A 13,565-nucleotide genomic window follows, 5' to 3' on the forward strand; every position below is an offset into this window, starting at 1 on the left:
GAGATCGCCACGGCGGCGGCGTACCAGGAACAGCACTCCGGGCACTGTTCCAGGTGTTCGTCCACGCGCGCCGCGGGCACGGTTTCGCGTTCGCCCGCCTGCGGCGCATGCGCTTCGACGACTCGGACGCAAGACGGGCCGCGAACGTCGCTCGTAAGACGAAGTCAGTCAGCCAGCATTTCGAACACCAGGCGCGGCAGCGCTGTGCCGATGGGTTCGCGGATGACCTCGGTGGCGATGCCGTCGTAGGGCGTGGGCTCGGCATTGACGATGACCAGATCCGCGCCGCTGTCGACGGCGATCGCGCACATCGACGCGGCGGGCTCCACCTGCAGTGAGGACCCGATGGCGAGGAAGATATCGCTGGCCTCGGCGGTCAGCGCGGCCTTGGTCACGGTGCGCCGGTCCATCTGCTGGCCGAACATGATGGTCGCCGATTTCAGGATGCCGCCGCAGGCCGGGCACGGCGGATCCGCCTCGCCGGCCGCCACGCGAGCCAGGGTGGCGGCCATGGTCGTCTGGTAATCGCAGCCGATACAGACGACTTCGAACATATTGCCGTGGATCTCGATCACCCGGCCGGGCGAGGATCCGGCGCGCTGGTGCAGCCGGTCGATGTTCTGGGTGATGATCGTGATGGTGCGTCCCGCGCGCTCCAGGTCGGCGAGCGCGGCGTGCGCGGCATTCGGCTCGGCCTGCCAGGCCGGGTTGTCGCGGCGCGCCAGCCAGGACCGTTTACGCAGCTCCGGATCGGCGAGGTAGGCGTCATAGGTCGACAGCAGTTCGGCGATGGGATCCTTCGTCCACACCCCGCGCGGGCCACGGAAGTCCGGTATGCCGGAATCGGTGGAGATGCCCGCGCCGGTGAGCACGCCGATCCGTCCGTCACGTTTGCGCCAGTCGGTCGTCATATCGAATCAGCGTAGGGCGCTGCGCGATCCCTGCCCATAGCGATCGGTTGGCCGCGACGACGAGCCGAGTCGTGAGAGATTGTTACACTAAATCTCTCATGTTCTTGGGGGACCGATCAAAGGAGATCGCAATGACCGCCGCCGTCGTATTCGATAGCAGTTCAGGGAACGCACCGCAGCGCCGCCCATTCGCACCGGGCACGCGGATGTGGGACGAGACCGGGTTGATCACCTTCTCCCTGACGGCCGGTTCGGCGTTCCTGCTGCAGACCATGGAGCCGACCATCTCCGCCGTGGTCGATGAGCACTCCACCTTCCGAACCGATCCGCTCGGACGCGCGGTGCGCAGCATCGGTTCGGTGATGATGTGGATCTACGGCGGCGACGAGGCGATCGCCGAGGCGGATCGGCTGCGCAAGATGCACGCCACGCTAAACACCACCACCCCGGACGGCGTACGGCACAAGGCGCTGGCCGCCGGACCGTGGGCCTGGGTCCTGCACACCGGCACCTTCGCCTTCACCGAGAATGCGGAGTACTTCTCCCGCCGCCCGCTCACCGCGGCCGAGAAGGAGGCGTACTACCAGGAGACGGTGCAGCTCATGCGCAATTTCTCGGTGGCTCCCAAGGAGATTCCGGCGAATTATGCCGAATTCGAGAAGTTCTTCGCGGATATGGTCGACAACCACCTGCAGGAGACCGGCACCGCACATGACTACCTGAAGGTGATCCGCTCCGTCGCGCCGCCGCGGCAGCTGCCGCGCGCATTGCGGCCGGTGTGGCAGCGCGTGGTATCGCCGGTGGGACGGCTGCAGTACTTCGTCACCGTCGGCACCACGCCGGAGCCCGCACGCCGCAAGCTCGGCCTCACCTGGACCGCGTCCGATGAACGCAAACTGAAGGCATTGGGCTGGTTCATCGCTCGCGCGGTGCCGCTGCTGCCGGAGCGGGTGCGCTACTTCCCGATCGCGTACGAGGCGCGTCGGCTGGAGCGCGATCGGGCGCGACTGCGCAAGGTCATCGATCTGCGTCCCATGTGAGTGTCACGCGCTCGGCTGCGACGAGCGAGGGGCCCGCGGCTGCCGTTTGGCACCGCGGGCCCGCTGTATGCAGGCAAAATGCAGAATTCATGACCGACCGGTTTCTTCTCGGTCGATATCCCGCCCGTGGCAACAACTCTCGAGTGAGCGGCCTCGAGATGCCTTGGCGGACAGAGTCGGCCCCCTCGTCGCGAAACACATTCGCCCCGCCCTGGTATACGTATCACGCACCCTACGACGCAGACCCGGTGCAAACTGTGCCCGACATTTCCGACATCGCGCCCAGCACAAGCTCCGATACACCAGCCTGAAAGGTTCTCCCGCGTATGGCTCACAAGCCCATCGTGCTGTTCGTCTGTGTCCACAATGCGGGCCGGTCGCAAATGGCCGCCGGATTCCTCGACACACTCGCCGGTGACCGCATCGATGTGCGTTCTGCGGGCAGCGTGCCCGCCGACGAACTCAACCCGACAGCCGTCGCGGTCATGGCCGAACTCGATATCGACATCTCCGCGCAGGCGCCCAAGGCGCTGACCGTCGACGCGGTGGCCATGTCCGATGTCGTCGTCACCATGGGCTGTGGCGACGTATGCCCGTTCTTCCCCGGCATCAGCTATCGCGACTGGATGCTGCCCGATCCGACCGGCGAGGACATCGCGATCGTCCGATCGATCCGCGACCGGATCCGCATCCTGGTGGAGAACCTGATCGCCGAATTGATTCCGGCCACCGCCTGCTGAGTCCGATTTGTTCAATACACCCGCCGAAGTGCGGCATACGCTGCGGATATGACTCCACAACTGAACGTCTTCGGCATTGTCGTCAGCGATATGGCCGCCTCGCTCGCCTTCTACCGACGCCTGGGTCTCGAGTTCCCGGAGGGGGCGGAGACCGAGGGCCACGTTGAAACCACACTGCCCGGCGGCGTGCGGGTCACGTTGGATACCGAGGCGGTCATCAAATCCTTCCACGCCGACTGGCAGCGACCGACGACGGCGGGCCGGATCGGATTGGCGTTCCAGTGCGCGGACCCGGCCGAAGTCGATGCGGTCTACGACGAACTCACCGGCGCGGGCTACCACGGCGAGTTGAAGCCATGGGACGCCTTCTGGGGCCAGCGCTATGCCACGATCCTGGATCCGGACGGCACTGGCGTCGATCTGTATGCGCCGCTGTCCAGTTGATCCGGTAACCGCGCGCTACCGGCGAGTGAGCAACTCGCTCAACGGCATTCCGGCCAGTTCGCGCACATCGCGCGCGAGATGGGCTTGGTCGGCGAATCCGGTGCGAAATGCGGTGTCCGCGAGCGGCACTCCGCTGCGGGCCACCGCGAGCGCCCGCTGCAGTCGCAGAATGCGCGCCAAGGTTTTGGGCCCGTAGCCGAATGCCGCGAGCGATCGCCGATGCAGCACCCGCGCACCGAGCCCGGCGGCGTCGGCCGTCGCCGCGACCGACCATCCGGCATCCAGTGCACCGACGATCCGCCGCAATACCGGATCGGGCGGCTCGGTCTCGTACGCCCGCCGCAATGCGATCGCCTCCAGCGCGGCGGGCTGATCCCGCGCCGCCCCGATCTGTTCCGCGAGCCGTCGCGCCGTCGCCGCGGACCACAGATCGGCCAACTCGACCCGCCTATCGCGCAACTCGTGCGCGGGCACTCCGAGCAACGCGGGTGCGGTCCCCGGCGCGAACCGAATCCCCACCCACCGCCTGTCGACCGCACCATCGGCCATATACGCCCGGGTATCCGGCCCGGCGACCAGCAATCTGTCTTCGCTCCACAGCAGATCCATGCAGCCATCCGGCAGCACCGGCAGCGCAGCCCCGGTGGCGTTGGTGTTCGTCCACACCACGGCATCGGTGAGCCGCGACCGCCGCTCCCGATACCTCGACGCCACCTCTGCCACGGATTCGAGGCTACCCGCGCCACCCACGCCGAAAGCCGCGCCTCAATCGGTTGTGCGGGGACATCACGATCAGCGACGGACAGGCGGGCGTGCCCTCGGCGAGAGTTCACGCGCCATCACGGCGCCGGTGTGTCGAATCACCGCTCAGTGCGGAGTGATACCGCGTGGGATGACCCGGATCACCTGATTGTCACCCGCGGCGATTTTCGACTCCGGATCCTTGCATCCCACGGTGACCTCGGCACCCGGTGGCGAGGAAAAGGTCCACAGTGTCATCCACTCTTTCCCGCCGATATTTTCCGGTTTGTTCGTATTGGTCGAACGTAGGTCTTCGTTGCGGCCGGTGCTGTCAGTGACGGTGCAGCGCAGACTTGTGGTCGCGGCGGCCCAGTCGACGGGCACTCTGATATCCATCACGGCATCGGCGGGAATGGGCACTTTCTTGCTCTCCCCCAGCGGAATTCGCACACCGCCGCCGGGTTCCTCGTGTTCGGTCGCGGCGGGCGTCGCGCTCACCGAACTCGATTCCGACGCGGCCGACGATTCCGTTGCCGCCGTCGGGGACTTGTTATCGGAACACCCCGCCACGGCCACGGCCAGCGAGGCCGTCACCGTCATCCAGATCAGTTTCACAGGTCAACCTCTCTTCGACAGAGCATGACTACAACTTCCAGATGGACGCAGACTACATGGCGCGAAATCGGCAATTTGTTTGCAAATAAGCGGACTCGGCCGAAATCGGAAATCCGGATGGCGCGATACTGGTCGGCGTAGCTCTCGCCGCCATTCGCCTCGAAGGAACTACTCCATGACGATGCCCGTCGCATTCAGCACGCTCGATGTCCGCACCGCCGATGGCAATGCCGACTCCCACCTGGCCCGACCCGATGACGGCGGACCCCATCCCGGCGTGCTGTTCTACATGGACGCCTACGGCCTGCGCCCGTACCTGCGCGAAATGATGGAAGCCATCGCGGCCAATGGGTTCACCGTGTTGGCGCCCAATGTTTTCTACCGATCCGGGCGCGCCCCCGTGCTGCCGATGCCCGAATCCACCGACCCGGTTGGGCACGCGAAATTCTTTGCCGCACTGGGCCCGATGCGGGCTGCGTTCACGCCCGACAAAGCGTTGGCAGACGCACAAACCTATCTCGATTGGCTCAGCGCCGCCGAGTTCGTTGCGCCGGGTCCGGTGGCGGTTACCGGATACTGCATGGGCGGCAGACTCGCCTTGCGCACCGCGGGCGCATTCGGGAATCGCATTGCCGCGGCGGCGAGTTTCCACGGCGGCCGCCTGGCCGTGGACGACCAACCCGACAGTCCGCATCACGCCGCCGCTGGCATTACCGCCGAACTGTGGATCGCGCACGCGAGCCAGGATGATTCGATGCCGCCGGAGCAGATCGCCCGTCTCGACAAGGCGCTCGACGCCGCGCATGTGCGTTACACCTCGGTGGTCTACCCGAATACCCGCCACGGCTTCACCATGCGTGACACTCCCGTCTTCGATCAGGCGGCCTACGACCGCCACCTCGCGGATCTCCTCGCGCTGCTGCGGCGGGCCCAGCAGGCAAGATGATGGGACAACGCGGAGGAGTGCAGATGGAGTTGAGCTACGAGGACGTGAAGGCCGCCGCCGATCGGATCGCCGGTCGGGTGCGGCCGGTCGCCATCGTCCCTGGGGACAGTGACGCGGTCGCGACGACCGGATCCGGACCGGCTGAGCTGTGGCTGGCGCTGGAGTTCATGCAGCACACCGGATCGTTCAAAGCCCGTGGGGCGCAGAACTTCATCCAGGCGCACCGCGATGACGGGACGCTACCCGACGCGGGCGTGACCATCGCCTCGGGCGGGAACGCGGGGCTCGCGTGCGCGTGGGCAGCACGCGGGCAGGGTGTTCGGGCGACGGTATTCCTCCCGACCACCGCCCCGGCCGTGAAGGTCGAGCGACTGCGCGGCTACGGCGCGGACGTGCGCCTGGTCGGTGCCGAGTACGCCGAGGCACTCGCGGCCTGTCACGAATACGCCGACACCAGCGGCGCGCTGCGCTCCCACGCCTATGACAACCCGTATATCGCGGCCGGTGCGGGCACGTTGATGATGGAGATCCACCGGCAGCTCCCCCGGTTGGACACCGTCGTCGTCGCGGTCGGCGGCGGCGGTCTGTTCGCCGGAATCGCCACGGCAGCGGCGCACTATGGCGTAAGGACGATCGCGGTGGAACCGGAGAACTGCCGGGCCCTACACGCCGCGATCGCGGCCGGGCAGATCGTCGACGCACCGGTCGACTCGGTCGCCGCCGATTCCCTCGGCGCCCGCCGCGCCACCGAACTGGCGCTGCACGCGGTGCGGAATTACGACGTCACCTCGGTCCTCGTCCCCGATCGGGACATCATCGCGACCCGCAGAAAACTGTGGCACGACCGCCGCCTGGCGGTGGAACACGGCGCCGCGACCGCGCTCGCGGCCCTGACCACCGCCGACGGTGTCTACCGCGCCCAACCCGGCGAGCGGATCTGTGTCGTGCTGTGCGGCGCGAATACCGATCCAGCGGACCTCGCGCAGTAAATCGGGTCGAGTTCGGGCCGGGGCACTAAGCTCGATATCGACTCGGATGGAGGCACCTCATGTCGGTCCAATCCCTCATGGTCCCGGTTGGAACGCCCGCGCCGGACTTCGCGCTACCCGATCTCGACGGTCACACCCACGCCAGGGCCGACTACACCGCCGGTCCCGGACTCCTGATCATCTTCGCCTGCAATCACTGCCCGTACGTGCGGCATATCGAGTCGAAGCTCGGCGAGGTACTCGGCACACTGGCGATCCCGACCATCGCGATCTGCACCAATGACGCCGACGCCTACCCGGACGACGCACCGGAAGGGCTGCGCGCCCAAGCCGACCGCGCCGGTTGGAAGTTCCCCTACCTGATCGACGAATCCCAGCAGGTGGGTCGAGCCTTCAGCGCCGCGTGCACGCCGGACTTCTTCCTCTACGATGCCCGCCTCGAACTCGCCTACCGCGGCGCATTCGACGAATCCACGCCGGGCAACGGTAAACCGGTGACCGGCAATGAATTACGCGCCGCGATCGAGAATGTGCTCACCGGAGCAACCGTGCCCGAACCGCATCGGCCGAGCATGGGCTGCTCCATCAAATGGCGGGCCTAGGTACCGATCACCGCATTCATGATCGTGCCCGCGCTGGTCGCGACGACACCGCCGATCATGGCTCCCGCCACCATCTTCGGTGACTGCAGGCCGCCGCCAGACCACTTCTCCCAGGCGAACCGACCGCCCGCGTAGGTGATGGCGGTGACGCCGGCCAGCAGAATGAACCACGTGAAATAGCGCACCATCTGCAGGATTTTGTTCGCGAGGGGTGGCGCCTCCGGTGTCGGGTTGCCGAGTTGGGCCAGGACTGCTCCATAGGTGTCATGTGCCGCGGCGAGAATCATGCTCACAGTCGTACCCCTCTTCTGATATTGGCGACGCCGTAGAGCGCCTAGCCAGATAATAGCGTCTCGGCTCGAGACAGATTGTGCAGCAACCGGATTCATCGGCATACCGGTTCAGCTGGATTTCTGCACCGGTTCGCGATCATGCCGCAGCAGGTGCGGCGCGAGCAGCAGACCGGACACCGTGCGGACGCTCGACGTGACCGTGGCGATCGCGACGGCGAAAGACGTTGCGACAACTAGCCCGGCGACGAACCTGGCCAGCAGCAGGATCGAATAGTTCGGCGCGAGAGCCGAACCCAGATTCGCGACGACCGCTACCGCGACCAAGCCGAGGACGATCGGCTTTCGCGGCAGCCGTGCGGTCGCCACGGTCACCCAGCAGGAGATGTTGCGCGATCTGCTGCATGCGATGTGCCGCCCGACTCTCTTGTTTAAACATACGATCGGACGTATTCTTTAACCTATGACGACGGCGACGCTCCCGACCACCGAGGAAACCGATCCGTTCTGCCTGTCTCCGCTGGACGCGGCCGCACTGCTCTTCGACGCACCGTGGCGCCGGTTCGCGGTGATCGGCGACAGTCTTTCGGCCGGGACCGGCGATCCGAGCCCGGGCTACGCCAGCATGGGGTGGGCCGATCGCGTGGCGGATACGCTGCGCCGGGTGCATCCCGACCTGGCATACCGCAACACCGCACAGGATGGGGCGACGACGGCCCAGATCATGCGGCACCAAGCCGATCAGCTGACCGAGTTCGCGCCCGATCTGCTCCACGTGCCATCCGGTGCGAACGATATCGTCCGGCGCACACCGGATTTCGCCGAAATCGAGCAGACATTGCGCACGATGTACCGGTTCGCCGCCGGAACCGGAGCCCAGCTGATGACCTTCACCTTGGGCAGAGCCTATGTCGTGCCGGTCTTTTCGGATTGGCGCGAGCGGGTGCGCCTGGTCAACGACATCACTCGCCGCCTCGCGGCCGAGTACGGCGCACTGGTCGTCGACATGTGGGATCACCCGATCAACGACCGCGCGAATCTATTGAGCGCGGACCGCATCCACTTCTCGACCTCGGGACAGGCGGTCATGGCGGCCGAGGTCGTCAAATCCCTTGCACACCAACTCGGTAAGCGAGTACCCGCATGATGCCAGGATCACGAAGCGATTCGATAAGGGGTGGTGGCCCGGTAGCGGGCGGGCCCGAGGACAAGCGTCTGCAGCGCGGCGCGCGCAGTCGCCAGCTCGTGCTCCGCCAGGCCGTCGACACCGCCTCCCTCGATGGTCTCGACGGCTTGAGCTTCGGCAAACTGGCGACCGATACCGGCCTCAGCAAGGCGGGTGTGCAGACGCTGTTCAAGACCAAGGAAGCCCTGCAGCTCGCGGCACTCGACCTGGCCCGCGAGATGTTCATCGATGCCGTCATCCGGCCCGCACGCGCACAGCCCCATGGGGTGCAACGCCTTCGCTCGCTGATCGAGCACTGGATCGGCTACGCCGAGACACCGCTGTTCGCGGGCGGCTGCTACCGCGTCGCCAATATGGCGGATTTCGACAGCCATCCAGGACCGGTCCGCGACGCCCTGGTCCGCGACCAGCGGGACTGGATGGCCACTATCGCCCGCGAACTCCGCTACGCCGTCGATGCCGGCGAAATCGTGGACCTGGATACCGATTTCGCCGCCTTCCAAATCGACGCCGTCCTGTGCTCGGCCAATACCGCTCTGCGCCTCGGCGATACCGATGTGGTGCACAAGGTCCGCCGGGTGGTCGAGGGCTTTCTCAACGCACCGGCGTGATCCGCCGATCAGGGGCGATCGGCGGTTTGCTCCAGTTCGATGCGGGTTCGGTCGTCGGTGAGGATGAGGGTGCCGTCGATGGTGGTCCAGGCGGGGGCGAGCAGGAGGAATTCGGTGAGCCAGGTGTCCTGGTTGGTGACTTCCCGCGGATAGGACAGGACGGTGCTGAAGGGGGAGCGGGTCTTCAGGACGCCGTCATCGACATCCACCTCGAACATCACGGTATTGCCGCCCGCGTGGGCGGACAGGCGCTGGGTTTCGTCGACGAACCACAGGGTGATCTGGGTGCCGCGGACCAGGAATCGTGGTCGGCCGTTCTCGGTTACCGACGAGGAGACGTAGCGGTGACCCCACAGCCCGCAGTCGTGCCCACCCATTGCCCGACCACCCCTCATCGAATCGCCACGAGATACAGGCCCACCTGTCACCCGACCACCACCCCTCGTCGAACCGCTAGGCGATACTGGCCCACCCGTCACCCGACCACCACCCCTTATCGAACCGCTAGGCGATACTGTCATTTGGTGATCAGCCCCTACTCACGGCGTACGACGGCCCACCTATCCTGATTGCCGCCCCCGCGGGCAGAAATGACCCGGTCCACTGAGCGAACCGATCAGCGCATATTCTTCTCGACTTCGCGCGCGGCGCGTGCGACCAGGCCCGGCAGATTCGGCGGAAACTGTTGCGACAGTGACATACAAGCGATGGCAGCCACATCACAGACGCCGGGTTGACGGATTGCCGCTGCGGCACAACATATTCCGGCGATCAGATCGTGATGGTCGACGGAAACCATTCCGGCATCGGCAATTCCGGTGCGCACGCGATGCCATTCGGCGGCCGAATAGGTCGGTGGCGGGACGGTATTGTCGGCACGTCCCGCGAAGAGCACCTGCACCATCGCGGTCCGATACACCACATCGGGATCAGCGGTGGTGTTCAGGAAGAATTCCGCGCCCTTGACCCCGGCTACCAGCCGGACCTCGCCCGCGTCGAGAACACAAACGGCGACAGTCGAATTCGTCAGAGCCGCCAACACCCGGGCCGGTCGTTGCGCGGCCCGGCGCAGCCGCGGCGCGGCCTGCCAGTGCCGACCGAGCTCTGCCATCCGCTCGCCGACGAAATACCGCTGTTCCACCCGCTGCACCGCGCCGAGCACCACCAACTGCTCGGCCAACCGGTACGCGGTGGCCTTCGCCAACCCGGTGGACCTGGCCAGCTGCGACAGCCCGCAGCCCTCCGGCGCCGCCGAAATCGCTTCCAGTATCTGGAAACCGGCATCGAGCACCCCACGGCCCGCTCCGTCAGCCGATGGACTCCCGGCCATCGCGCCCCGCCTTCCTCCGCACCGCGGCCGCACGTCGGCACAACACGGCAAGAGAAGATGCTACGCCCACTGTCGTTCGCAACAAGGCGTTCTGCGATGCTCAGCCCACAGTAAGCACGACCTTGCCTGGACCGCGCCCCTTTTCGCTCTCCTCCTGCGCGGCCGCCGCTTCTTCGAGCCGGAATGTCCGCGCCGGTCCGGACAGCCGGAATGCACCACTGGCGACCCGCTCGGCGACCTGGTGCAGAAGTTCAGTTGGCCGCGGGCCACCGCCGCCGGTGAGGAAGGTGATGCCGAGTTCCAGTGCGGCCGGATCCACGATCGTCACGATTCGATCGGTGCCGCCGCGCAGTTCGACGGCGGCAGGCAGCACACCGTGTCCGGCCGCGTCGAAGACCGCATCGATGCCATCGGGGGCGAGAGCTCGCACACGACCGGAAACACCGTCACCATATGTGGTCGGGATCGCGCCGAGTTCGCGAACGATGTCCTGATTGGCCGCCGAGGCCGTACCTATTACGGTGGCACCATCGGCTACCGCCAGTTGCACGGCCATCGACCCCACCGCACCGGCGGCACCATTGATCAGCACTGTCTCATCCGGTTGTAATTTCAATGCGGCCAATGCCTTCGCCGCGGTCGAGACCGCGACCGGGAGCGATGCGGCATCGACCCAGGACAATTCCGGCGGTTTCGCGGCGACGGCGGTGCTGATCGCGTATTCGGCGTAGGCCGCGACGGCCCAGCCCAGCACCTCATCGCCGACCGCCACCTCGGTCACCTCGGGACCGACCGCATCGACCACACCCGCGATCTCACCACCCGGATACTGCGGGAAGACCGGCTCACCGAAAGACAGTGCGCCGGAACGAATCTTCCAATCCGCCGGATTAACCGCGGTGGCCCGCACCGCGACCCGGACCTGACCAGCGCGCGGTTCCGGAATCGGGATGTCAACGACCTGCAGTACCTCTGGCCCACCGTGTTCGTTGTACGCAATCGCCCGCATCGCCTCAGCCTACGTGCAAGATCAGAATTTTCTCAGCAGAGTCTCATAGAACACCAGCCCTGATCTCAGGAGTGTTCCGTTCAATGACCGATAGCTACCTACCGCCCGGTCCCAGTCTCAACCGGGCGGTAGGCAGCGCCAATGTTCGCGTGAATCCGAAACGACCTCGAACCGAATCGGCGGCCATCTCGTAACACATAGCACAATGTATCGAGAACGCCGAGGTCGCGATGAGTGCCGAACACTTCAACCGTCGAACAATCGTCATCGGAGCAGGGGCCGCGGCAGTTGTCGCGGCCTGCTCGACGAGCGAGCGCTCGTCAACGCCGACAACCACTTCCACCGCGACGCCAGCGACAACATCGAGTTCGGTCGCCGCCGCTCCCAGCGCCGAACCACCACCACCGCCGACCGAGCAGGTGCAGGCGGGCCCCGAACCGGCGCCGGGCACCGCGCTCACACGCACCTCCGATGTGCCGATCGGCTCCGGCGTGCTGCTCGGCGATACTGTCGTCACCCAGCCGAGTCCCGGTAATTACCAAGCTTTTTCGGTGATCTGCCCGCATGCGGGCTGTGCTGTCAACGTGATCAGCGGCGGCACCATCAACTGCCCTTGTCACGGCAGCAGATTCAACCTCGACGGATCCGTCGCCACCGGTCCGGCCACCCGGCCGTTGGCCGCACGCACCATCTCTGTACAGGGGGAATGGATCGTCGCGGGCGCGTTCGCCCCGCTGCCCGCCGCCCAGCAGCAGGTCCAGGAACAACCCGCACCGGCCCAGCAGGTCATCGAGCCGGGCGCACCCGAGAACGCGCTGGCCCGCGCCTCCGACGTACCGGTGGGCTCCGGACTCATTCTCGGCGATACCGTGCTCACCCAACCGAATCCCGGTAACTACCAGGGCTTCTCGGTGATCTGCACGCATCAGGGCTGTGCCCTCAACGAAATCGCGGGCGGCACCATCAACTGCCCATGTCACGGCAGCAAATTCCATCTCGACGGCTCCGTCGCCACCGGCCCGGCCAACGAGCCGCTGTCGCGCCGTGAGGTATCGGTACAGGGCGACTGGATCGTGGCGGGCGCACCGGCAACGCCGCCGGTGATCAAACCGTTGTGGTGTGAGATACCGTTCTTCGCCCCGGGTAGCGCGGGCTGCTGACGGCTACTTTCGCCGAGCGGTTCGGGTCGCTCCGATGGAGGCGGCCACCACGCAGATGACGCCGGTCCATTGCCCGGGATTCATGATCTGTCCGAGGACGATCAGTCCGGCGAGTGCGGCGGCCGCGGGTTCGAGGCTCATCAGTACGCCGAAGACACGCGGTGGAATGCGCCGCAGCGCTTCGAGTTCCACCGAATACGGCAGCACCGACGACAACATCGCGACGGCGAATCCGGCGGCGAGGACGGAGGGGTGGAACAGCGTGGTACCTGCCTCGGCGATGCCGACCGGGACCATGAGCACACCGCCGAATGCCATCGCGATGGCCAGACCTCCGCCGCCGCTGGTGCGGTCGCCGAGTGCGGCGCTGAGCAGGATGTAGCCCGCCCAGCACGCTCCGGCGGCCAGGGCGAACAACACTCCGGACCACGCCGTCTGCCCGCCCGCCCTGGTCAGCAACAGCACCCCGGCGCCAGCGAGCACCGCCCACACCGGATCGGCCCACCGCCGCGAGCCAGCCAGGGCGACGCTGAGCGGCCCGAGGAATTCGAGGGTCACCGCCGTACCGAGCGGAATTCGGTCGATGGCCTGGTAGAAACATAGATTCATGACGGCGAGCACCGCGCCGTAGCCGAGCACCACCGGCAGCGCGCGCCGCTCGATCCGCAGCCCGGACCGCCAGACGACCAACAGCACGATCCCGGCGAAGAACAGCCGCAGCGTCACCGCGCCCGCGGCACCGGTCGCGCTGAACAGCTGTTTGGCCAGCGCCGCGCCGACCTGCACGCTCACGATCCCGATCAGCACCAAGGCCGTCGGCGGCACCCCGCCGAGCCCACGCAGGCTCATCGCGCGCAAGGCCGTCAGCGGCCGCGCTTGCACATTCCGTTCGAAATCAATCGCGACCACGCGACACCCTCCATCGACAAAACCCCGACCTTCCATCATCCG

At 66.4% G+C, this 13,565-nt stretch carries 18 protein-coding genes; 9 read left to right on the top strand and 9 right to left on the bottom strand.

Features of this window, described 5'->3' with window-relative positions; translation table 11 throughout:
* Positions 1-164 precede the first annotated feature (164 nt).
* Positions 165-911 (bottom strand): Sir2 family NAD-dependent protein deacetylase, encoded by a 747-nt coding sequence (locus tag ABZ293_RS38585; RefSeq protein WP_355189079.1) that lies wholly within the window; start codon positions 909-911, stop codon positions 165-167.
* 131 nt (positions 912-1,042) lie between these two features.
* Between ABZ293_RS38585 and ABZ293_RS38590 the strand changes: the two genes are divergently transcribed.
* The 3 genes from ABZ293_RS38590 to ABZ293_RS38600 all read left to right on the top strand — a co-directional run bounded on the left by ABZ293_RS38590 (position 1,043) and on the right by ABZ293_RS38600 (position 3,135).
* Entirely contained in the window at positions 1,043-1,951 is a 909-nt protein-coding gene (locus ABZ293_RS38590) for an oxygenase MpaB family protein (protein ID WP_355189081.1), read from the top strand.
* A gap of 326 nt (positions 1,952-2,277) precedes the next feature.
* On the top strand, positions 2,278-2,691 hold the full coding sequence (locus ABZ293_RS38595; RefSeq protein WP_354958148.1) for an arsenate reductase ArsC: 414 nt from the start codon (positions 2,278-2,280) through the stop codon (positions 2,689-2,691).
* A 48-nt stretch (positions 2,692-2,739) separates the two neighbouring features.
* Positions 2,740-3,135, top strand: a complete 396-nt coding sequence (locus ABZ293_RS38600) for a VOC family protein (RefSeq protein WP_355189083.1) — start codon at positions 2,740-2,742, stop codon at positions 3,133-3,135.
* A 15-nt stretch (positions 3,136-3,150) separates the two neighbouring features.
* Here ABZ293_RS38600 and ABZ293_RS38605 read toward each other — a convergent pair whose 3' ends face one another.
* Both ABZ293_RS38605 and ABZ293_RS38610 read right to left on the bottom strand, forming a co-directional pair.
* Complete coding sequence (locus ABZ293_RS38605; protein WP_355189085.1) at positions 3,151-3,858, bottom strand: helix-turn-helix transcriptional regulator; 708 nt, start codon at positions 3,856-3,858, stop codon at positions 3,151-3,153.
* Positions 3,859-4,002: 144 nt separating this feature from the next.
* Positions 4,003-4,491, bottom strand: a complete 489-nt coding sequence (locus ABZ293_RS38610; protein ID WP_355189087.1) for a hypothetical protein — start codon at positions 4,489-4,491, stop codon at positions 4,003-4,005.
* Between the two features lie 175 nt (positions 4,492-4,666).
* Between ABZ293_RS38610 and ABZ293_RS38615 the strand changes: the two genes are divergently transcribed.
* From ABZ293_RS38615 to ABZ293_RS38625, 3 genes are read left to right on the top strand one after another with little or no spacing between them, the layout of a single operon-like run.
* Positions 4,667-5,437 (top strand): dienelactone hydrolase family protein, encoded by a 771-nt coding sequence (locus tag ABZ293_RS38615; RefSeq protein WP_355189089.1) that lies wholly within the window; start codon positions 4,667-4,669, stop codon positions 5,435-5,437.
* A gap of 23 nt (positions 5,438-5,460) precedes the next feature.
* Positions 5,461-6,426 (top strand): threonine/serine dehydratase, encoded by a 966-nt coding sequence (locus ABZ293_RS38620; RefSeq protein ID WP_355189091.1) that lies wholly within the window; start codon positions 5,461-5,463, stop codon positions 6,424-6,426.
* A gap of 59 nt (positions 6,427-6,485) precedes the next feature.
* The gene (locus ABZ293_RS38625) at positions 6,486-7,028 is read left to right on the top strand and encodes a thioredoxin family protein (RefSeq protein ID WP_355189093.1); all 543 of its coding nucleotides are present in this window, start codon (positions 6,486-6,488) and stop codon (positions 7,026-7,028) included.
* Here ABZ293_RS38625 and ABZ293_RS38630 read toward each other — a convergent pair.
* The gene (locus tag ABZ293_RS38630) at positions 7,025-7,315 is read right to left on the bottom strand and encodes a hypothetical protein (RefSeq protein WP_354958197.1); all 291 of its coding nucleotides are present in this window, start codon (positions 7,313-7,315) and stop codon (positions 7,025-7,027) included. The two genes, ABZ293_RS38625 and ABZ293_RS38630, sit on opposite strands and share 4 nt — an antisense overlap.
* A 114-nt stretch (positions 7,316-7,429) precedes the next feature.
* Complete coding sequence (locus ABZ293_RS38635) at positions 7,430-7,693, bottom strand: hypothetical protein (RefSeq protein ID WP_355189095.1); 264 nt, start codon at positions 7,691-7,693, stop codon at positions 7,430-7,432.
* 88 nt (positions 7,694-7,781) lie between these two features.
* Between ABZ293_RS38635 and ABZ293_RS38640 the strand changes: the two genes are divergently transcribed.
* Complete coding sequence (locus ABZ293_RS38640) at positions 7,782-8,465, top strand: SGNH/GDSL hydrolase family protein (protein WP_355189097.1); 684 nt, start codon at positions 7,782-7,784, stop codon at positions 8,463-8,465.
* Entirely contained in the window at positions 8,465-9,115 is a 651-nt protein-coding gene (locus ABZ293_RS38645) for a TetR/AcrR family transcriptional regulator (protein WP_355189099.1), read from the top strand. Before ABZ293_RS38640 ends, ABZ293_RS38645 begins: the two co-directional genes overlap by 1 nt.
* Positions 9,116-9,123: 8 nt before the next feature.
* Here ABZ293_RS38645 and ABZ293_RS38650 read toward each other — a convergent pair whose 3' ends face one another.
* The 3 genes from ABZ293_RS38650 to ABZ293_RS38660 all read right to left on the bottom strand — a co-directional run bounded on the left by ABZ293_RS38650 (position 9,124) and on the right by ABZ293_RS38660 (position 11,454).
* Positions 9,124-9,510: an META domain-containing protein gene (locus ABZ293_RS38650; RefSeq protein WP_355189101.1), complete on the bottom strand. Its 387-nt coding sequence runs from the start codon at positions 9,508-9,510 to the stop codon at positions 9,124-9,126.
* Positions 9,511-9,731: 221 nt separating this feature from the next.
* Positions 9,732-10,445 (bottom strand): helix-turn-helix domain-containing protein, encoded by a 714-nt coding sequence (locus ABZ293_RS38655; protein WP_355189103.1) that lies wholly within the window; start codon positions 10,443-10,445, stop codon positions 9,732-9,734.
* 100 nt (positions 10,446-10,545) lie between these two features.
* Positions 10,546-11,454 carry an NADP-dependent oxidoreductase gene (locus ABZ293_RS38660; protein WP_355189105.1) on the bottom strand — a complete coding sequence of 303 codons (909 nt, stop codon included), beginning with the start codon at positions 11,452-11,454 and terminating at the stop codon, positions 10,546-10,548.
* Between the two features lie 230 nt (positions 11,455-11,684).
* Here ABZ293_RS38660 and ABZ293_RS38665 point away from each other — a divergent pair, with 230 nt between their 5' ends.
* Positions 11,685-12,614: a Rieske (2Fe-2S) protein gene (locus ABZ293_RS38665; RefSeq protein ID WP_355189107.1), complete on the top strand. Its 930-nt coding sequence runs from the start codon at positions 11,685-11,687 to the stop codon at positions 12,612-12,614.
* 3 nt (positions 12,615-12,617) lie between these two features.
* Here the strand turns inward: ABZ293_RS38665 and ABZ293_RS38670 are convergent, their stop codons facing one another.
* Positions 12,618-13,523 carry a DMT family transporter gene (locus tag ABZ293_RS38670; protein ID WP_355189109.1) on the bottom strand — a complete coding sequence of 302 codons (906 nt, stop codon included), beginning with the start codon at positions 13,521-13,523 and terminating at the stop codon, positions 12,618-12,620.
* Positions 13,524-13,565 lie beyond the last annotated feature (42 nt).

Origin of the sequence: Nocardia sp. NPDC005998 (genome assembly GCF_040614395.1) — a bacterium.
GTDB lineage: Bacteria > Actinomycetota > Actinomycetes > Mycobacteriales > Mycobacteriaceae > Nocardia.

What these genes read in the sequence shown, in the direction of transcription:
- ABZ293_RS38585 (WP_355189079.1), bottom strand. Translation starts at nt 911, where the DNA reads ATGACGACCGACTGGCGCAAACGTGACGGACGGATCGGCGTGCTCACC.
- ABZ293_RS38590 (WP_355189081.1), top strand. Translation starts at nt 1,043, where the DNA reads ATGACCGCCGCCGTCGTATTCGATAGCAGTTCAGGGAACGCACCGCAG.
- ABZ293_RS38595 (WP_354958148.1), top strand. Translation starts at nt 2,278, where the DNA reads ATGGCTCACAAGCCCATCGTGCTGTTCGTCTGTGTCCACAATGCGGGC.
- ABZ293_RS38600 (WP_355189083.1), top strand. Translation starts at nt 2,740, where the DNA reads ATGACTCCACAACTGAACGTCTTCGGCATTGTCGTCAGCGATATGGCC.
- ABZ293_RS38615 (WP_355189089.1), top strand. Translation starts at nt 4,667, where the DNA reads ATGACGATGCCCGTCGCATTCAGCACGCTCGATGTCCGCACCGCCGAT.
- ABZ293_RS38620 (WP_355189091.1), top strand. Translation starts at nt 5,461, where the DNA reads ATGGAGTTGAGCTACGAGGACGTGAAGGCCGCCGCCGATCGGATCGCC.
- ABZ293_RS38625 (WP_355189093.1), top strand. Translation starts at nt 6,486, where the DNA reads ATGTCGGTCCAATCCCTCATGGTCCCGGTTGGAACGCCCGCGCCGGAC.
- ABZ293_RS38630 (WP_354958197.1), bottom strand. Translation starts at nt 7,315, where the DNA reads ATGATTCTCGCCGCGGCACATGACACCTATGGAGCAGTCCTGGCCCAA.
- ABZ293_RS38640 (WP_355189097.1), top strand. Translation starts at nt 7,782, where the DNA reads ATGACGACGGCGACGCTCCCGACCACCGAGGAAACCGATCCGTTCTGC.
- ABZ293_RS38645 (WP_355189099.1), top strand. Translation starts at nt 8,465, where the DNA reads ATGCCAGGATCACGAAGCGATTCGATAAGGGGTGGTGGCCCGGTAGCG.
- ABZ293_RS38650 (WP_355189101.1), bottom strand. Translation starts at nt 9,510, where the DNA reads ATGAGGGGTGGTCGGGCAATGGGTGGGCACGACTGCGGGCTGTGGGGT.
- ABZ293_RS38655 (WP_355189103.1), bottom strand. Translation starts at nt 10,445, where the DNA reads ATGGCCGGGAGTCCATCGGCTGACGGAGCGGGCCGTGGGGTGCTCGAT.
- ABZ293_RS38660 (WP_355189105.1), bottom strand. Translation starts at nt 11,454, where the DNA reads ATGCGGGCGATTGCGTACAACGAACACGGTGGGCCAGAGGTACTGCAG.
- ABZ293_RS38665 (WP_355189107.1), top strand. Translation starts at nt 11,685, where the DNA reads ATGAGTGCCGAACACTTCAACCGTCGAACAATCGTCATCGGAGCAGGG.